The organism is Terriglobus sp., assembly GCF_965201105.1.
Classification (GTDB): Bacteria; Acidobacteriota; Terriglobia; order Terriglobales; family Acidobacteriaceae; genus Terriglobus.
This window is the reverse complement of sequence record NZ_OZ241741.1, coordinates 1,680,152-1,698,763: the sequence shown is the minus strand read 5'-3', so window position 1 is coordinate 1,698,763 and position 18,612 is coordinate 1,680,152. Positions and strand designations below refer to the sequence as shown.

Annotated in this window: 13 protein-coding genes; 6 read left to right on the top strand and 7 right to left on the bottom strand. The window is 62.0% G+C overall.

Going from position 1 to position 18,612, the window contains the following annotated elements:
• Nucleotides 1-51: 51 nt before the first annotated feature.
• Complete coding sequence (locus ACOFKT_RS07545) at nucleotides 52-1,119, bottom strand: hypothetical protein (RefSeq protein ID WP_419806790.1); 1,068 nt, start codon at nucleotides 1,117-1,119, stop codon at nucleotides 52-54.
• Nucleotides 1,120-1,136: 17 nt separating this feature from the next.
• A complete protein-coding gene (locus tag ACOFKT_RS07540; protein WP_419806789.1) occupies nucleotides 1,137-1,979 on the bottom strand; it encodes an acetyl-CoA carboxylase carboxyltransferase subunit alpha in 843 nt (280 codons plus the stop codon).
• 155 nt (nucleotides 1,980-2,134) lie between these two features.
• Here ACOFKT_RS07540 and ACOFKT_RS07535 point away from each other — a divergent pair, with 155 nt between their 5' ends.
• Entirely contained in the window at nucleotides 2,135-2,749 is a 615-nt protein-coding gene (locus tag ACOFKT_RS07535; RefSeq protein ID WP_419806788.1) for a DUF4136 domain-containing protein, read from the top strand.
• A 67-nt stretch (nucleotides 2,750-2,816) separates the two neighbouring features.
• Here ACOFKT_RS07535 and dnaE read toward each other — a convergent pair whose 3' ends face one another.
• Complete coding sequence (dnaE, locus tag ACOFKT_RS07530) at nucleotides 2,817-6,344, bottom strand: DNA polymerase III subunit alpha (protein ID WP_419806787.1); 3,528 nt, start codon at nucleotides 6,342-6,344, stop codon at nucleotides 2,817-2,819.
• 226 nt (nucleotides 6,345-6,570) lie between these two features.
• Here dnaE and ACOFKT_RS07525 point away from each other — a divergent pair, with 226 nt between their 5' ends.
• From ACOFKT_RS07525 to treZ, 3 genes are all read left to right on the top strand, one after another.
• Nucleotides 6,571-7,746: a multiheme c-type cytochrome gene (locus ACOFKT_RS07525; RefSeq protein ID WP_419806786.1), complete on the top strand. Its 1,176-nt coding sequence runs from the start codon at nucleotides 6,571-6,573 to the stop codon at nucleotides 7,744-7,746.
• A gap of 2 nt (nucleotides 7,747-7,748) precedes the next feature.
• A complete protein-coding gene (locus ACOFKT_RS07520) occupies nucleotides 7,749-9,128 on the top strand; it encodes a tetratricopeptide repeat protein (protein ID WP_419806785.1) in 1,380 nt (459 codons plus the stop codon).
• Between the two features lie 206 nt (nucleotides 9,129-9,334).
• Complete coding sequence (gene treZ, locus ACOFKT_RS07515; RefSeq protein ID WP_419806784.1) at nucleotides 9,335-11,140, top strand: malto-oligosyltrehalose trehalohydrolase; 1,806 nt, start codon at nucleotides 9,335-9,337, stop codon at nucleotides 11,138-11,140.
• 63 nt (nucleotides 11,141-11,203) lie between these two features.
• Here treZ and ACOFKT_RS07510 read toward each other — a convergent pair whose 3' ends face one another.
• The 3 genes from ACOFKT_RS07510 to ACOFKT_RS07500 form a co-directional block, all read right to left on the bottom strand.
• On the bottom strand, nucleotides 11,204-11,803 hold the full coding sequence (locus ACOFKT_RS07510) for a DinB family protein (RefSeq protein WP_419806783.1): 600 nt from the start codon (nucleotides 11,801-11,803) through the stop codon (nucleotides 11,204-11,206).
• Nucleotides 11,804-11,835: 32 nt separating this feature from the next.
• Nucleotides 11,836-13,404, bottom strand: a complete 1,569-nt coding sequence (locus tag ACOFKT_RS07505) for a S10 family peptidase (protein WP_419806782.1) — start codon at nucleotides 13,402-13,404, stop codon at nucleotides 11,836-11,838.
• A 99-nt stretch (nucleotides 13,405-13,503) separates the two neighbouring features.
• A complete protein-coding gene (locus tag ACOFKT_RS07500) occupies nucleotides 13,504-15,888 on the bottom strand; it encodes a transglycosylase SLT domain-containing protein (protein WP_419806781.1) in 2,385 nt (794 codons plus the stop codon).
• Nucleotides 15,889-16,042: 154 nt separating this feature from the next.
• Here ACOFKT_RS07500 and ACOFKT_RS07495 point away from each other — a divergent pair, with 154 nt between their 5' ends.
• Nucleotides 16,043-16,669 carry a sigma-70 family RNA polymerase sigma factor gene (locus ACOFKT_RS07495; RefSeq protein ID WP_419806780.1) on the top strand — a complete coding sequence of 209 codons (627 nt, stop codon included), beginning with the start codon at nucleotides 16,043-16,045 and terminating at the stop codon, nucleotides 16,667-16,669.
• 109 nt (nucleotides 16,670-16,778) lie between these two features.
• Nucleotides 16,779-17,015 carry an anti-sigma factor family protein gene (locus ACOFKT_RS07490; protein ID WP_419806779.1) on the top strand — a complete coding sequence of 79 codons (237 nt, stop codon included), beginning with the start codon at nucleotides 16,779-16,781 and terminating at the stop codon, nucleotides 17,013-17,015.
• Between the two features lie 9 nt (nucleotides 17,016-17,024).
• Here the strand turns inward: ACOFKT_RS07490 and ACOFKT_RS07485 are convergent, their stop codons facing one another.
• Nucleotides 17,025-18,572: a hypothetical protein gene (locus ACOFKT_RS07485; RefSeq protein WP_419806778.1), complete on the bottom strand. Its 1,548-nt coding sequence runs from the start codon at nucleotides 18,570-18,572 to the stop codon at nucleotides 17,025-17,027.
• Nucleotides 18,573-18,612: the final 40 nt, after the last annotated feature.

Here is an 18,612-nt window from a genome sequence, read left to right as displayed (position 1 = left end):
ACCAAGTAGAAGATTGCAAATGCCGTCTTACGCCGACGTTTGAACAGGCGACTAGAAACGCTCGGCGGGTTCGCTTGGGTCGGGTACAGAGCCTGCCGCAGCGGCTCCTGCACCGCCAATTTGTACCAGCGGCGCAGTTTGCGCGGACTGTTCCATGCGAACGTGTTCAGCCGGCGGCGGCACGTCCATGGCGTAACCGGCCCCGACGATCGGGTCAAACGTGTAGTGCCAGGCGTACTCACGCGTCAGTCGCCAGACCACGATCAGCGCGGCTAGAACAACCAGTCCCGCCCAGAACGAGGCTTCGGGGCCGAAGGCGCTGCCCGTTAGCCAGCGCGGGCCAGACATGCTGCTCTGCACAATGCCGGTGGCGGGCGGCCACAGGAAAGACGGCAGGCCGAACAACAGGGTCACTGTCAGCCCCCACATAAACTGCAGCATGCCGCCGAGCCAAATCGCGCGCGTGCGCACCGCCGCCATGCCAAAGACCAGTTGCGCCAGTGCGGCCAGCATCGCTTCGGTGGCATCGGCTTGCACGGTGTATACCGTCAGCAGCGCCGCGAGGCCCGCGAACGCCACCGAAGCAAACAGCGGCGACGTGGCCTGCGAAAGGCTGCGAAACGGCAGACCGCACAGCATCAATTGCCGCGCCAGCACAAACAGCAGCAGCACCAGCACGGACGCGGTTGCCGCTCCCAGATGAAAGCCATCAAAAGCCAGCGTGCTGTGCATGCGCATCGCCAGCACGCCCGGCATCACCAGAGCCACACCGATGGCCCAGCCGGCCGCCGTCCCAATCGCAACTTCCCTGCCCGCCGACGGCCTGCGCACCAGTCCCACCGCGCTGAGCGCACGCAGTTCCGGGACGCGCGAGCGCGCAATCAGCAGTAAACCCGTGAAGAGCACCCCTGCCGTCAGCAGCGGTCCCAAGACGGCCAGGTTCGAGGCGGAGTACCGGTCCGAAAGCAGACGCATCACGAACCCGACCGCGACCAGCGTGACCGTGAACAGCACCGCGCACAGCAGAAACGTAACGGCGGCGCGACCTGCGGCACCCGGTCGCGGAGACAGCCCGGTCTGCCCGGGTACGGAAAAGTCTGGCGCGGTTTCCTGCTGCATGCGGACGCGCTCCTTGGCTACTGCGCTCTCGCGGGTTCTGCCGTGTAGAACTGTGCGATGTTGCGGAACTTTTCGTACCGCTTCTCCAACAAGACCTCGATCGGCTCTGCACCAAGTGACGCGAGTTCCCTGCGCAACTGGTTCGCGACCAGCGCGATTCCAGCTTCGTGATTGCCGTCGGATGGCTCCGCGACCACATCGTCCACGCACCCCAGCGCGCGAACATCCGGCGCGGTGTACTTCAGTGCAGCGGCCGCCTTTTGCCGCTTCGAGGAGTCCTTCCACATGATGGAGGCGCAACCCTCTGGCGAGATAACGGAGTAGATTGCGTTTTCCAGCATCAGCACACGGTCCGCTACCGCGAGAGCCAGCGCGCCGCCAGAGCCGCCCTCGCCCGTGATCAGCGTGATGGTGGGAACGCGGAGCTGTGACATCTCAACCAGGTTGCGCGCGATCGCTTCACCCTGCCCGCGTTCTTCTGCGCCAAGCCCCGGATACGCACCCGCCAGGTCGATGAGTGTCACCACGGGACGTCCGAATTTTTCTGCCAGCTTCATGGCACGCAGAGCCTTGCGGTAACCTTCCGGCTCGGGTGAGCCAAAGCGATAGCGCATGCGTTCCTTGGTGGTGCGGCCCTTGCGGTTGCAGATCACCATGACGGGCGCTCCATCCAGTCGCGCCATCGCGCAGTACATTGCGCAGTCATCCGCAAAGCCGCGGTCGCCGTGCAGTTCTTGGTGCTCGGTAAAGATTGCTTCGAGGTAATCCATGGGGTGCAGGCGCTGCGGGTTGCGGGCTACCTCGGTCTTGCGCCATGCCTCATTCGTTTCAGCGGGCCGAACTGCTTCCATCTCTGCCATGTGCTCTCGAGTGCATTCTACCGCTGCGGCAAACACGGCCATACACGGCTTGTGCGATCAGGCGTCACTTCGCGTCTGCAAAGCTGCTTTTGCAAGGCACTTCCATCTAAATCATCGTGATGTGACTGTTCAACGTCACAAAGGAGCCTTCGATCATGAAGAGCACAACGCAACGTTTCGCGGCTGCCGCGCTGGGCACCATCGTAGCCTTTGGTAGTGCGTCTCTGGTGCACGCACAGAAGGTGTACACCGATTATGACCACAACGCTAACTTCGCGCAGTACCACACCTTTTCGATCTATCGCGTGCATGCCAGCGATCAGCTGATGGAGGGCCGCATTCGCAGCAACATCGAAGCTTCCCTGCGCGACCACGGCTGGCAGGAGGTTCCGCAGGGTGGTGATGTCGCGGTGACCGCCGTGGGCAACGTCAAAAATACGCAGGAGTACACCACGTTCTACAACGACCTGGGCCCGGGATGGGGCTATGGTGGTTGGGGTGGCCGCTATGGCTGGGGCGGTTGGGGTGGTCGCGGTTGGGGCGGCTTCGGCGGCTTCGGTGGAGATGGAGTCGCGACGACCCGCAGCGAACTCGTACCCGTCGGAACGCTCGCTGTCGACCTGTATGACAGCCGCACGCACCAGTTGATCTTCCGCGGAACGGCGACTGACGAACTGTCGACGAAACATGCGGACAAGAACGCGCGCAAAGGTGCCAAGGCTGTCGATAAAATTTTCTACAAGCTGCCGAACGCCCGTCACGCTGGATAAACAATTGCGTTTGTATTGGATCAGAAGCTCCGGCCTCGGCCGGAGCTTTTCTGTTGCAAAGAAGGGCTTAGTTAATGACGCGCACTCCGCCCGCCCCCACCAGTTCCTCGACCTGATCGATGAACAAGCGGTCGGCGCAGACGGAGATCCCATTTGGCTCCAGGACGGCGCAAAACTCGCCTGGCTCCTCCAGGTCCAGCAGCAGCTTGCCTGGTCCGGGGCGGCCCTGAAACACAAGGGCAAGCTTGTCGAGCAGCGCGGCATCTGGATGGTGTAGCGGCACCTTGATCCGCAGTGCCTCGGGCAGCTTGATCTGTACATCCTCCAGCGCGGTAATCGCGGTCACACTCAGCTTTGGCGCCGCGTCCTCCTCACCCCGCAACGATCCACGCACCAGCACCGGTACGTCGATCTTCAGTTTCTCCTGCAGCTTTTCGTAGTCCTTCGGGAACGCGATCAGGTCGATCTTGCCCGCGGTGTCCTCCAGGCAAGCCGAGGCGTACCACTCGCCCGAGCGCTTCGACTTCGCCGCCTTCAACCCAGTGATGACGCCCGCAACAGAAATCTCGTTCTGCGGCTCGCGCTGACCACGCTGGAAGACCACCGGCTCCGGCTTCATCTCGCATGCCGTCGCTGTGTCCACGACCTTTAGATTGCGCAGCTTCTCGCGGTACTTATCCATGGGATGGCCGCTCACAAAGAAGCCAAGCACCTCCTTTTCGTTCTGCAGTCGCGTGTGCTCGTCCCACTCGGGCATCTTTGGCAGGTCATCCGCCACGCTGGTGCTGGACGCCGCCGGCGTGCCCGCGTCGAACAGGCCAAACAAGCCGCTCTGTCCGCTCGCCGCATCCTTCTGCGTCTTCTGCGCGCGCTCCATCGCCGAATCCAGCGCGACAAACACGCGCGCACGCGAGCCGAACGTGTCCATCGCGCCCGCCTTGACCAACGACTCCAGCACGCGTTTGTTCAAGAGCCGCAGTTCGACCTTCTCGCAGAACTCCCACAACGAAACGAAGCCCGGCTTCCCTTCCTCCTGCAACGCGCGGCGTGAAGCCGTGATGGTCTCGATCGCATTGCCGCCCACGTTCTTGATAGCGGCCAGCCCAAAACGGATGGAATCGCCCGCAGGCGTAAAGTTCGCATCGCTGATCTGCACATCTGGCGGCAACACCGTGATGCCGAGTTCGCGGCACTCGCCAATGTACTTCACCACATTTTCCGGCTTGCTCGTTTCGCTGGTCAGCAGCGCCGCCATGAACTCCACCGGATAGTGTGTCTTCAGCCAGGCCGTGTGATATGCCAGCAGAGCGTACGCGCTTGAGTGCGACTTGTTAAAGCCATATCCGGCAAACTGCAGGATCAAATCGAACAGCTGCCCCGCCTTGTCTTTAGGGTGCCTCTTCTCCGCCGCACCCGCCATGAACAGGTCGCGCTGCTTCGCCATCGCCTCAGGATCCTTCTTACCCATGGCGCGCCGCAGCAGGTCGGCGCCGCCAAGCGAGTAGCCGGCAATCGCGGACGAGATCTGCATCACCTGCTCCTGGTACACGATGACGCCCAGCGTTTCCTTCAGCAGCGGTTCCAATTCCGGCAGCATGTACTGAACCGGGCGCCGCCCCCACTTGCGCTCGATAAAGTCGTCAATCATGCCGCCCTGGATCGGTCCCGGACGGTATAGCGCATTCAAGGCGGTCAGATCTTCCACCGTCGTCGGCTTGTATCGCCGCAGCACGTCGCGCATGCCGCCCGACTCGAACTGAAAGACGCCGCTCGTCAGCGCTTTGTGGAACACCCGCTCATACGTCTCCTGGTCGTCCAGTGGCACCTTAGCCATGTCGACGTTTTCGCCGCGGTTCAGCTTGATCAGCTTCAGGCAATCGTCGATTACGGTCAGCGTCGTCAGCCCTAGGAAATCCATCTTGAGCAGGCCCATCTTCTCCACGGCCTTCATGTCATACGCGGTGACAATACCCTCGTCTTTGGTCCGCGTTACGGGTACCAATTCTGTCAGCGGCTGCGGCGCAATCACCACACCCGCGGCGTGTACACCCGCGCCGCGCACCAGGCCTTCCAGCCGCATCGCCGCGTCGATCACTTCCTTCACCGGCGGCTGCTGGTCATACGCGGTCTGCAACATCGGCGAATCCTTCAGCGCCTGTTCAATCGTGATGCCGATCGTCGCCGGCACCATCTTGGCGATGCGGTCCACCTCGCCATACGGCATGTCGAGCGCGCGGCCTACGTCCTTGATCGCCGCCTTCGCCGCCATCGTGTTGAACGTGATGATCTGTGCCACCTGCTCGCGACCGTACTTGCGCGTCACATAGTCGATCACCTCGCCGCGCCGGTTCATGCAGAAGTCAATGTCGATATCCGGCATGCTCACGCGCTCTGGATTCAGAAATCGCTCAAACAGCAGCTCGTTCTGCAGCGGGTCGATGTCCGTGATCTCCATCACGTAGGCGACCAGCGATCCGGCCGCCGATCCACGCCCCGGCCCCACTGGTATCTCCTGCTCCTTTGCGTACCGGATGAAGTCCCACACGATCATGAAGTAGCCGGGAAATTTCATCGCCTTGATGCACTCAAGCTCGCGGTTCAGCCGCTGCTCGTACTCCGCGCGCGTGTGTTTTTGAATGCCGCGCGACTCCAGAAACGCAACTGCCGTGTCGAACCGCTTGCGCAATCCCTGCCGGCACACCTGCTCGAAATAGCTGTCCAGCGACTCGCCCGCGGGCACCGCAAAATCGGGGAACGGATTGCTCACCGGCTTGATCTTCACGTTGCAGCGGTCCACGAACTGCATCGTGCGGCTGCACACCTCTTCATGCCCGGCAAAGGTGCGGTACATCTCCTCCGCACTCTTGATGTAGAACTCCTGCGTGTCGAACTTGAACCGGTTCGGATCGTTCATGCTCGCCGCCGTCTGCACGCACAGAAGAATCTCGTGCGCGCGCGAATCATCGCCCGCCACGTAATGCGCATCATTCGTCGCGATCAGCGGAATGCCGAGATCCTTCTCCATGCGAAAAAGTTGTTCGCACACAGCCTTGTCCGGCTGGAGCCCGTGGTCCTGGATCTCAAGAAAGAAGTTGTTCTTCCCAAAGATCTCGTGAAAGAAGCCTGCCGTCTTCTTGGCCTCCTCGTACTTGTCTTTCATCAGGTGCTGGTTCAACTCACCCGCCAGGCAGCCGCTGAACCCGATCAGGCCTTCCGTGTGCTTCGCCAGGAATTCTTTCGACACGCGCGGCTTCCGATAAAACCCGTGCAGCGAAGCCTCGCTCGTCAGCCGCACCAGGTTCCGGTAGCCCTCATCGTTTTCGGCCAGCACCAAGAAGTGGTTGTAGCCGCCGCTCATCTCGCGGTGATCGTTCGTCTGCGACAGGTACAGTTCGCACCCGATGATCGGCTTGATGCCCTTCTTTCCCATCGCCTCGGCAAAGTGCACGGCGCCATAGATGTTGCCGTGGTCGGTCATCGCCGCCGCAGTCTGGCCCATTTTGCTCAGGTGCGCGGCCAGCTTGTCCACGTCGCAGGCGCCATCCAGCAGGCTGTAATCGGTATGGAGGTGCAGGTGGGTAAAGTCAGCGGCCATTCCACGATTCTAGGACCGCGGGCATGTGCTATACGGTCGTGGAAAATGCGTCCGAAACTCCCGCGCTGTCGCCGACCCCGGCGTCTCCATGAGTCACGACATCGAACAGCGCGGCTGGTTTGTGAAGCCCTGGCGAAAAGACGAACTCAGGGAACCCAAGAAGGAAGGTTGACCGGCAAGTCCGCGAGGCCCACACTGCCGTTCGCGCGGTATCCTGTTTCCATCGATGTCGCGATTTGCTGCATGGCTGATGGTGCTCGTCGCGTTCGCGCTCGGCCTCGCGGTCATCGGTGAGGCGAACAATACCGCCGACCAGCCCCATACAACGCAGGAACATCTTCGCAGCGCCGCATGGTGGCCGACCAAGCAGCTTCCCGACCAGAGCGTTTATGCTGGGTCCGCGGCTTGTGCCAGGTGCCACGCGGACCTCTACGCCACACAGCAGCAGAGCCAGATGGCACACACGCTCAAGCACGCCGGCCAGGGCGCCGTCACGCCGGGCGAGCTTCACGCTACCTACCAGCTTGGCGACTACCACTACACGCTTTCCACCGGCAAGAGCGGCCTGCTCATGCACGTGGCCGACGCGCACGGCGCGCGCACGGACGCCGAAATGCAGTGGGTGTTCGGCTCCGGCGACGTGGGCCAGAGCTTTTTGTGGCAGCAGGGCGACGGCTTTCGTGAGAGCCGCTTCAATTACTTTGCGCAGCTGCAAACTTTTGCCGCTACACCGGGCCGCCTGCACGGCACGCCGCTTTCTCTGGACGGAGCCGTCGGCAGGCCCATTGCCAGCTTTGAGGCGAAGACCTGCTTCGCCTGCCACACCAACAACATCTCCGCCGACTTGACTACCATCACGCCCGGCATTGGGTGCGAGTCTTGCCACGGCCCGGGCCGCGCGCACATGCAAGCGATGGAGCAGCGAGGGGCCACCAACGCCGCGGCAAGCAAACCGCAGCATCTGGACGCGCACATCCTGAACCCCGATGACATGACGCCCGTGCAGCAGGTGGACCTGTGCGGCTCCTGCCACAGCACCAGCTGGGACGTGCGCCTGATGGGTGCGGTCGGCGTGCAGACCGTACGTTTCCCCGCGTATCGTTTACAGAAGAGCCATTGCTGGGGCACCAAGGGCGACGCGCGGCTGGTCTGCACCTCGTGCCACGACCCGCACGCTCCCCTTGAGAAAAACGACGTGGCGTACGACGCCGCCTGCCTCGCTTGTCACACGACCAAGGACCGCCCCGTCAAGGACGTAGCGCACGCCGCGAACGCCTGTCCCGTGGCCACCAGCAAGTGCGTTTCGTGCCATATGCCAAAGAACGAACTGCCAGAGATGCACTATGCCTTTACCGACCACAATATCCGCATCGTGCGCGGCACGTCAGCCTTTCCAGATTGATCATGCAACGACCGGCGTTGAAGGCAAAAGCGAGCGCAAACCCGCTTCAGAGGGCGGCGATCTTCTTGCTGCTGCTCACGTCCCTGCGGACTGGTTCGGCGCAACAGAACACGGCCGAGGCCTCGCCCGTGGCCACGCAATTGCAGAGAGCCATAGCCGACCAGCAAGCATCTCTCGGCGCCGGCGACACGGGTGCCATCGTTTCGAAGAGCCGGCACTTGGCCGCACTAGCGCTGCAATTCAGTGGTGCGATGTACCTTTCGCAAAACCAGTCCAAGCCCGCAGACATTGCCTTCGCCCGCGCGCTGGAAGTTGAGGACACACCCGAACTGCGCCAGCAACTGCTCGCCACTCTCCTGCTTGCGAATCAACCCGCCGAGGCGAGCCGCTTCGAAGCTGAAACACTCCGCACGCAGGGTGACACGGCGAAGACGCGCTTGCTTCTTGCGTCGGCATGTCACGCCGCGGACGACCTTGGCTGCACCATCACGCAACTGGAGCAGGCGGTGCGCCTGGAGCCGGACTCCGCAGCAACGCACCTGGCCCTCGGCAATGCATTTTGGGAGTTGAACGAGTACCAGTACAACGCCGACTCGCTCAACCACTTCACCACCGCGCAACGGCTTGAGCCTGCTTCCTTCCAGACCAATTACGACCTGGGCGCCATTCTCTCGGAGTACCAGCGCTTTGCCGATGCCGAAGCACCCCTGCATGCCGCGGCACAGGCCGATCCGTCCTCACCCGATCCCTGGTTGCAACTGGGCATGAATGCGTTCGCGCAGGGCCGCTACACCGACGCAGAACCGTTGCTACGAAAAGCCGTCGATCTGACGGGCACGGACCTTCAGCACAACCAGTACCAGATACGTCGCGCCTTGGTTGCACTCAGCCGTATCGCTTCGCAGGCCGATCCGCAACTCGCCTCAAACTACGCCGCCCGTGACGCCGCAATCCACACAGTCATGGCGAAAAGTAATATCGCCCCCGCGCTGTCGCAAAGCACCGGTCTTGTGAACAACTTCACCGCGCAGGGCCGCGCAGACGCACAGAAGTCGGCCACACACACGAACGCTGCCGCGAATGAGCAGACACAGCAGCAACTTGCTCAACTCACCGCGCAAAGTCTGAACGACGGCGGCACCGCACTGGCCCGCACCCGCGACTACACCGCTGCCCTCCCGCTTTTCCGGTTGGCCGCACAAGTGGATGCGCAACAGCCGCCCGTTCTGCGCAATCTTGGGCTGGCTGCCTTCCACACCGGCAACATGGACGAGGCCGCCCGCGCCTTCCACTCCTGGCTGCAGAGTCACCCGGACGACGCGCTCGCGCAGCAATACCTGCAGCAGATCGCCGCAGGTATTGCAACACCATCCAAGCCGTAGGCGTGGCCGCTATGCTAGGTAGCGATTGAAATCGCGTACCAAACTCTCGAGTCGAGCTCCGGTCGTCAGCGATGTCGCTTTCAGCATGCCTCGCCTGTTACCAGCATGCGAAGTTGTCGCGAATGGGCGCGTTCCGATGCCTGTACTCTGCGTTGAAGGGCCAACCGGCACAGAAGCTCCACACTCCTAAATCAGTAGTCAGAGTTGTGTGGGGGCGGATCGCAGTGCATAAGTTTGGAGTCTGGGCACCAAAAGCGGAGAAGATGGCGTTGTGTTGGCACAATCAAGTGTTGCCAATGGAGGGGCCGAACGGCCGCGGCTGGTGGATGCTTGAGGTTCCGGAGGCAGGCTGCGGCGATCGATATGCCTTCCTGTTCGATGACGATCCGACTCCCTACCCCGACCCGCGCAGCCTGCGGCAGCCAGACGGCGTACACGGCACGTCCGAGATTTACGACCACACCGCGTTTGAATGGCACGACCAGCTCTGGCGCGGAGCGCCAAAGACGGGTTCCATCATCTATGAACTGCACATCGGTACTTTCAGCAAGGAAGGAACCTTCGATGGTGCCATCTCGCGCCTGAAGTACCTGGCCGAGCTCGGCATTACGCACGTCGAAGTCATGCCCATCGCCGCCTGGGCCGGCGAACAGGGCTGGGGCTATGACGGCGTTGCGCTCTTCGCCACGCACGAAGCCTACGGCGGCCCCGACGGCTTCAAACGGTTCGTCGACGCCTGCCACGCCACCGGTCTCAGCGTCATTCTCGACGTGGTTTACAACCATTTCGGCCCTGTCGGAAACTACACCGGAAAGTTCGGCGATTATCTGAACAACAATCGCAAGACACCATGGGGCGACGCCGTCAACCTGGACAGCGGCGGCAGCGACGAGGTTCGCCGCTTCTTCATCGACAACGCGCTGATGTGGCTCAAGGATTACCACTGCGACGGTCTTCGCTTCGACGCCGTTCACGCCTTCATCGATCTATCCGCCGTTCACTTTCTCGAGCAGATCTCGAGCGAGGTCGAACGCCTCAGTTCCACCCTCGCACGCGAATTCTTCCTGATCGCCGAAAGCGACCTGAATGACCCCCGCATCGTGCGCTCACGCGAAGCGAACGGCTATGGCATGGATGCCCAATGGAGCGACGACTTCCACCACGCCTTATTCACGAATCTCTATCAGCCCGAGAACAAAGAGCAGGGCTACTATGCCGATTTTGGCACTCTTGCGGATCTGGAAAAGTCGCTGCAGCAGAGCTTTGTGTATGACGGCCGCTATTCCGGCTTCCGGAAGCGCCGCCACGGTCGGCCGCCCAACGGTTTGGCCGCGCACCATTTCATCCATTTTGACCAGAACCATGATCAGGTCGGCAATCGCGCCAAAGGTGAGCGTATCGAGCATCTGGTCGGCATCGACGCCGCGCGGGTCGCGGTCGGCATCCTGCTCACCGGACCCTATCTGCCGATGCTCTTTCAGGGCGAGGAATGGGCTGCATCTACACCGTTTATGTACTTCGCCGATCACGAAGATGAGGAGTTGCGCAAACAGGTCGCCGAGGGCCGCCGCAAGGAGTTTGCCGCCTTCGGCTTCGGCGACGACGTGCCCAACCCTGAAGAACGCGAAACCTACGAAGCCTCCAAGCTCAATTGGGACGAGCAGGCCGAGGGCAAGCACGCCGAAATGCTCGCCTGGGTCAAAGAGCTGATCAAGCTGCGCCGCAGCTACGTTTGCCTGAACGATGGCAACCTGCACCACCTCGAAGTCACGGTGGACGAACACTCCTGCACCCTGGTCGTCCAGCGTGAAGAAGCACGCATCGCCGCCAATCTTGACGATGAGCTGTACACCTTAAACCTGCTCGAAGGCGAGGAGCTGAAGCTGATCTCTCGCGCGGATATCCGTCCAAGCGAGGGCCGCCTCGAACTGCCCCCCATGACGTTCGCCCTGCTGATGTCGCCAAGAGAGGCGTTCGAAGATCGCCAGGTGGCCATACACGGCAAGCGATAAAGTGGTGTTCGGACGTGAGCGGCTGGCCGAAAAGAATCGCGTCTTCGGCCAGCGCACCACGTTCTACTTACTGCCGCTGGGCACAATGCCGTTCATGCGCAGGTACTCCACCAACTGGCCATAGTGATCGTATCCATGCGCCACGCCAAATGCCGCGAGCGTCACCGGCGTGTGCATGCCGTCGGCGCCCTCGATTGTCGTAAACGCGTCTGCTGGTTTCATGCTCGCGATCTGCGCATGCGCAAAAGCGAAGCTCTGCTTTAGCGCGCCGATGATGTCGCCTTTCCCGGTCATGGCGGCGATCGCTTTCGGATCGATCGGGGGCTTTGCATTGCCGAGCTTGCCGTAGAAAAAGTAGTTCGCGCCGGCGATGTGGGTGAGTTGCTGCGCGAACGTGCGCACACCGTCGTACTTAGCCGGGCTGCCGGAGGCAAATTCTGCCGTCGTAGGCGCGAAGTTGTACTTGTTCGCGGGCATCGCTTCCGCTGCGCGCATCACTTGTACTTCCAGTTGCGACAGCATCACATCCAGCGCTGCGGCAGGTGCCATCGCCTTTTCCGCATCCGCCGGCTTATACGTGTCTTTGTAGTCGCGTTGCTGAGCGAACCCGGTCAGCGAGCTTAGGGCGAGCGCAGCGGCCAGTGTGTAACGCGCAAAACGCATAAGTTTCTCTTTCTTCATGCCTGGTTGTCTTCCTACTTGCGTTCGTCGTACCACTTGCTCAAATCAGTCTTGAACTGCTTCAACGCATCAACGTTCAGGTACACCATATGCCCCGCTGGGTAATACCCGAACTGCACGTTGCCTTTGATTGCGTCCGGCAGGCTCATGTGGCCCAGATCCCACTCCGTCTCATAGAACGGCGTCGCCAGGTCGAACCACCCGTTGGCGCTGTACACCTTGAGGTGTGGATTCTTTCGTAGCGCGTCCGCCAGATCTTGCGCGGTGTTGGGCATCAATTGGGTCTGTCCTCGGCCGCCGGAGGGCTTGTGCTTCCAATCCCAAGCCTCATTCACGCCCGGACCCGACAAGTGGTACGGCTCCTCGCTCATGTACTTCAAATCATGCTGGATGTACTCGTGGAAGGCAGCGACGTAGGCTCCGCTGATGCCCGTGTCGGAGGCGTCATAGCCCGGCGTTTCACCGGCCGAGTCATAGTCGTAACCCAGAAAGCGTGCGTCATAGCGGCCCATCGTCCGCTCCTGGTCGCGCAGCAGTTCCTTGCGGAAGCGGGTCGGCTCGATGCGCAGCTTCGTCTCCTTCAAGTACTGCACACTTAACCCCGTGAACACCGATAGCTTCGTCGCGACATCGTTCATCTCCGCCGCGGGGAGCCGGTCCCCTTCCGCCAGCGCCGGCATGTAAACCGTGCGGTCGAACTGCCGCGCGTGCTCCACAAACTGCTCCAGCGTGTCACCATTCGGACCACCGTGCGGAACCTTGTTCTGGTACCAGGCAATTGCCGCATAACTGGGCAAGTACACCATGCTCGTCAGGTCATAGCCGGGTGTGCGCACGCCGTAATTCAGGATGGAGCTGAGCAACACCACGCCATTGAACTCGATACCGTCGTCCTGCAGGCTGGCGACCAGCGCCGCCGACCGTGGTGTTCCATAGCTCTCGCCAAACAGGTACTTCGGTGAGCCCCAGCGCCCGTAGTGGGTCAACCACTTCACCACGAATTTGTGGAAGGCCTCCACATCCTGGTCTACACCGGCAAAGTCCTTCACCTTGCCCGCGCCCACCGCGCGCGAGTAGCCGCACAGAGGCGCGTCAATGAACACCAGGTCCGACTTGTCCAGCAGGCTGTCGTCGTTTGCCACGGTGCGGAACGGTGCCGGCCCGGTCGGGTTCGGCGATTCCGTCAGCACGCGCACCGGCCCAAACGAACCCATGTGCAGCCAGATGGTCGCCGCGCCTGGACCCCCGTTGTAAAAGAACGTGACCGGACGCGTCTTTGCATCGACGCCGTCCTGCGTGTATGCGGCGTAGAAGATGCTGGCGTTCGGCTTGTCCTTGTCGTCCGCGATCAGCAGGTTTCCGGCCGTGGCGGTGTAGCGAATCATCTGTCCATTCAGCGACAACTCGTGCTTGGTCGTGCTCACCGTCTCGGCGGGCACCGGCAGCGGCTTTTCTTTTGCCTGGTCCGTTCCCTTGCCCGGCTCGTCTGGTGTCCCCTGCTGACCCGCCGCCACACCGCTCAGCAACACGGAAGCAAACATCCAGGCAAACAACGCACGGCGGTACGATCTGAGTCGCGTCAAGCAGGTCTCCAGGCAGAAGGGTTGCGCCCAGTGTCTCGCAGCCCTTCGCTCTGTGCAACCCGCATCGACCGCGTTTCGCTCTTCCCGGCAGCCGGCAGCTTACTGGCCGTTGTATAGCTGGCGGTACATCTCACGATTCCGCAGAATCGACTGCACATACTCCCGCGTTTCCGAATACGGAATCGACTCCACGAACTCCGGAATGTCCTTGTAATTGTTCTCTGCCATCCATCGCCGCACCGGACTGTCGCCGGCGTTGTACGCCGCCAGCGCATACTCCGCCTGTCCGCCAAAGCGGTCCAGAACTTCTTTCAGGTTCCCGGTTCCCAGACGCAGGTTCATCGAGGGATCCAGCAACATGCCCGTCTGAAACTTGCCAACTCCCTGCTTCTTCGCCTCCGTCTTGCCCACACTCGGCAGCAGCTGCATCAGGCCATACGCGTTCGCGCGCGACACTGCCGCCGGGTTGAACTCACTCTCCTGTCGGATCAGCGACGCAACCAGATACGGGTCCAGACCGCGCTGTGATGCATTCGCCGTCAGGTCGCTCCAGTACGGCCGCGGAAACAGCAACTGCCAGTACACCTGTGGCACCTGCGGCACGGGCAGCGCAAAGAACGACGACCCCGCTCGCTTGATCGCCTGCAGCGAGCGCACGTTCTCGCCATAGCTGCGATAGATTTCCGCCTGTGCCAGCGCCCCCCACGTGCCGCTGCCCGGGGCGGCCTGGATCTCCGGCGCAATGTAATCGTTCAACCCCGCATTTGCCAGCAGCCGGGCCTTGATCAGGTGCGGATCGTTCTCCGGCAGCGCCTGCACCAGCGTGGGCGCGGGCGGCGGGCGCACATTACTCAGCGGAAACGCCGGCGCCACCGCTGCCTGCGTTCCCAACGCCCGCAACCGCTCCCGCGCCAGCACGCCGTAGTAGTAGTTCTGGTAGCTCGTATCCAGCGCCTTGTAGAAGTTCACCGCCTGCGCGTAATTCTTCTCCGGATCCTCAAACAGCCGCCCGCGCCAGTACAGCGCACTCGGCGCCTCAGTGCTCATGGGATACTTGGCAACTTGCTCCTCAAAAAGCCGCGCAGCTTCGCTGTAGTTGCGATTGCGATAGTTCAGCCACGCCGCGCGCCAGTGCGCCGACGGCGCATAGGTACTGTTCGGGAACCGGCGAAACAGCTCGCCATAGTTCTCAATCGCCAGCGCGCTGTTTCGCTTGATCAGGTACATGTTGCCGCTGGAGTACAGGCCTTCCTCAAGCCACCGGCTGCTCGGAAAGCGCTGCTCCATCTGCTGCAGCAGCCCGCGGTTTCCCGCTTCGTCGCCATCATTGCGCGCAAGCTCGGCCAGAATATACAGTCGCAGCGCCGCCGAGTCATCACTGGTCTGCGGCAGCCGTTCCGCGTCGTGCCGCGACAGGTGCTTCTGCCGCAGGTCGCATACCGCCGCGTAAATTTCCAGCGCATCGCGGTCCCCCTGGCCCAGCGAAGCGTCGTCGCGCTCAATGGCGTGGTACTCCGCTCCCGCTTCCGCGTACCGGTGCGCGTTGAACAACGCATCCGCGTGCAGCTTACGCTCACCCGCGCTCGGCCCGGCGTTCAGCTTCTGCAGCTCGATCCTCGACTGCGCTGCTTCAGGCGAGAACGGCAGCCGCACATAGATCTGCCGAAAGATCGATGTTGCCGCCGCGGTATCCCCCTGCGCCTCGTGCGCCTTGGCCTCCACCAGCAGGTAATCGGCTTTCTGCGCGGCGGGCTGGCCCATCTGCGTTGCCAGCGCGCGCAGCGCACCCCCGCCGTCGTTTTGCAATAAGTACGCCTGCGCCAGCAGCACCGGCGCGTTGGTCACAAAGATGCTGTCCGGGTACCTGGCCGCAAAGCCCGTCAGCAGCGCAATCGCCGATCCCGCGTCGTGATTCTGCACTGCCGCCTGCGCACCCAGATAATCCGCGTAGTCGCGCAGACTCGTGCCCGCATTCGCGGCCTGCCGAAATGCCCCGGCAGCGGCCCCGTAGCTTCGATCCAACGTGTATGCGTGACCAATCGCCAGAAACGCGGCCGCGGCGCCCTCGCCGGGGTGCTGCGCCGCATAGCTTTGCACGCCCGCATACGCCGCAGCCGACCGCGAGCTCGCCAGTTGCTGCGCCATGGGCCGCAACTGTTCCGTTTGCACAAACGCCGTGGAAAGCTGCCGGCTCACCGGCGTAGGCGCGGACTCGACCGAACGCACATGCACCTGCGGCGCTGCCGGACCTCGCCCGCCTCTGCCAGAACGACGCGTCGTGGCCGCTTGACCTGCACTGCGCGAAGCGCCTTTCGTGCGGCGTCCCGCGGTCGCCGTGCTCTGCGTTTTCCCATGCCCGGCGGCGGCGGTGTGCTGTGTCGCGGCATGCACCGGCTTCTTCGCTGCAGCGCCGGCTACCGGCCACGCTCCACACGCCACCAGCGCAAGCATCACTGTCTTCTTCCAACCCAAGGCAAATGTCACAATTCCACGATAAGGCGCGCCGCACCTCGCATCGCCCTCCGCTCTGTGCTTTGCGGAACCTCTTTTGGTAACGCTGTCATCTCAGAACATTCGCTGCGTTCCATGCCATAGCGATTGCCGCACTTCCGGGCCGGTCGTACACTCAGAAAGACGCATGCCTGTTTTGGAACAGACTGGAACCGAAGAGGTTCACCCCGACGTAGCGCTGGTCGAGCGCGCCAAGCACGGCGACGCTGCGGCGTTTGAAACGCTCGTGCGGCAATACGACCGCGCTATCTTCCGCGTGGCAAACCACATCACGCAGAATCGCGAAGACGCCGAGGACATCGTCCAGGACGTCTTTTTCAAGGCCTACAACAAGCTGGAGCAGTTTCAGGGCAACAGCAAATTCTCCACCTGGCTCACCCGGATCGCGGTCAATGAAAGCCTGATGCGCCTGCGAAAACGCAAGACCAGCCGCACCGTCAGCATGGACCAGGACGTGCAAACGGAGGAAGGCTCCATTCCGCGCGACTTCGCCGACTGGTCGCCCGACCCGGAGCAGCAGCTCTCGCAATCCGAACTCGGCGACATTCTGCAAAAGACAATTGCCGGTTTGTCCCCGGGTTTCCGAACCGTTTTTACCCTCCGCGACATCGAAAATTTATCCACGGAAGAGACGGCCAATGCACTCGGCTTGAGCGTCCCCGCCGTGAAATCCAGATTGCTTCGAGCCCGGCTGCAGCTCCGTGAACGCCTCAGCCGCTACTTGAAGCGCAAAGACGGGTCAGTAAAGCCGTGAAGACAGCAGCTCTCATGCATCGCGCAAGCGCCGTGCCAGTTCTAACGTGCTGCGAAGGCACCGCACCTTCCCTAACCCGTCGTGCATCTGTAAGGTGGAGCGTGCTGCCGTGACCTGTACCGACTTCCTAGCGCGCATGACCGACTACTTCGACAACGAAGTGGACGCAAAGCTGCTCGAAGAGATACGCGCTCACCTGGCCGAGTGCGATCATTGCGAGATCCTGGTCAACACCACGCGCCAGACCATCCAGATCTACCGCGATCACCAGGTCTACGAGTTCTCCACCGAAATGCGCGAACACACCATCAGCAGCATCATGCACCGCTGCGGCCTCCGCCACTAGGCGCACCTGTCAGGGCTGCAGGGTAAAGCTGGACACTTGCACGCGTGCTCCCGCCATTTCACGCTCCCGAGCCAGTTTGAAGACAAGCGTAATTTCGTTGAACTGAAACGAAGCGGCTTTCCCGGTAATCGGAAATCGCAGTGTTTCGCGGATCGAAGGCCGGGCAGTGGAAATCTGCTGCACCTGGCTGGAGCGAATGGGAACTACACCCAGCGATACAGACTCCGTTCCGCGATCCGTCAGGTTCCGCAGCTTTGCCTCAACCAGAATCGAGCCCAGCCGAGTGTCTGCATTTACCAGCACGACGGACATGCTCTGGCAGCAGCTCGTATTCAGCCGCGTTCCGAGTGACTGGTGAGCCTCCATTTGCAGCGGCATAAAGTCGTTCGCGTAGATGTGGCCCTTCGTCGGGTCGCCACGCTGCACCTTCACCTCGTACTTCGCCCCGGGCACAGGTGATTGGAAGTACCAGTAGGCACCATCGAAGCGGATCACAAGCGGGTGTGCCAGACGAACTGCTCCACCGAACTGTGTTTTGTGCGGGTCAACCAACAACTTGCGCTTCGGTAGAGGCGGTGCCAGCAGGACCACCCTGGCGTACGTGCGGGCGGGCACGGCCGCTAAGTGCGGAGCACCACTTAGCGGATTGGCAAGCACTACCGAGGTCAGCCGTGACGATCCGAGCCCGAGCCGCAAGAACGGGGTCAGCGCCAGACACGTGAGCAGAAAGCACGGCAGCACGGTGATTCGGGCCCGCACTGGAGCCGCGGACTGTGGTTTTCCCGTCGTACGCGTCGGCGTAAAGGCCCAGGCCACGCACGCTGTTGTCAGAATCACAAGCGAACACGTCAGCGGCAGATCGCGCAAAGCCGCAGCAAAGGCACACAACTCCAGCAAGCATGCAATCGCAACCGCGATGCGTGCGAAGCGCAGCGTATTCAACTGAACGGCTGCTTCAAAGATCGGATTCGAACTCACCACGGTCAAAGCATCGGCCTCGAAACCTGCATGCTGCTTGCGCTTTGCGAAGCTGGCCACCAGCCCTGCAATCGGAACCGGCGTCAGCACCACCCAGATTGCATGCTGTGACCAGACCAGCAACAGCAGCGGGATCCAGATGGCCGAACTCCACGCACACGCAAGCAGCGCCGCACCAGGTCGGCGAAAATATTCCCGGTACGCCCGGTGGAACAACCCCACGGCCGCAATCGCGGCGGCAGCGGCCACTACCAACAACAATGCAGACCGCGACACCACACCCGGCCACGAAAGCGTATGGGGGCGCGGCGGCACCAGCAGCGCAACCACACAGGTCGCCGCAATCAGCCCAACGGCAAGAGGCACCAGCCACTCCGGCCAGGACTCCGCCATCACCTCGTCCGCCTCCGCTGCTCCAACGCGGGCCGGCATCAGTGCTTGGCGCTTTCGCAATCGCATGCCAGCCCTGCGCGCGACCAGGCCAGAGATCGCTGCGACCGCTCTCCAGCCGCTGGTATTCTCTTCCGCAAGGTCCCCCAACACAGCGTCCCGCTCCGCAGCTTCCAGCCACGACGACATCGCCCGCAGCACTCCTCCGCTAAAACCTCGGTCTGCACGC

Bases quoted from the DNA above. Each gene is read 5' to 3' on its own strand.
- ACOFKT_RS07545 (WP_419806790.1), bottom strand. From the start codon at position 1,119: ATGCAGCAGGAAACCGCGCCAGACTTTTCCGTACCCGGGCAGACCGGG.
- ACOFKT_RS07540 (WP_419806789.1), bottom strand. From the start codon at position 1,979: ATGGCAGAGATGGAAGCAGTTCGGCCCGCTGAAACGAATGAGGCATGG.
- ACOFKT_RS07535 (WP_419806788.1), top strand. From the start codon at position 2,135: ATGAAGAGCACAACGCAACGTTTCGCGGCTGCCGCGCTGGGCACCATC.
- dnaE (WP_419806787.1), bottom strand. From the start codon at position 6,344: ATGGCCGCTGACTTTACCCACCTGCACCTCCATACCGATTACAGCCTG.
- ACOFKT_RS07525 (WP_419806786.1), top strand. From the start codon at position 6,571: ATGTCGCGATTTGCTGCATGGCTGATGGTGCTCGTCGCGTTCGCGCTC.
- ACOFKT_RS07520 (WP_419806785.1), top strand. From the start codon at position 7,749: ATGCAACGACCGGCGTTGAAGGCAAAAGCGAGCGCAAACCCGCTTCAG.
- ACOFKT_RS07510 (WP_419806783.1), bottom strand. From the start codon at position 11,803: ATGCGTTTTGCGCGTTACACACTGGCCGCTGCGCTCGCCCTAAGCTCG.
- ACOFKT_RS07495 (WP_419806780.1), top strand. From the start codon at position 16,043: ATGCCTGTTTTGGAACAGACTGGAACCGAAGAGGTTCACCCCGACGTA.
- ACOFKT_RS07485 (WP_419806778.1), bottom strand. From the start codon at position 18,572: ATGTCGTCGTGGCTGGAAGCTGCGGAGCGGGACGCTGTGTTGGGGGAC.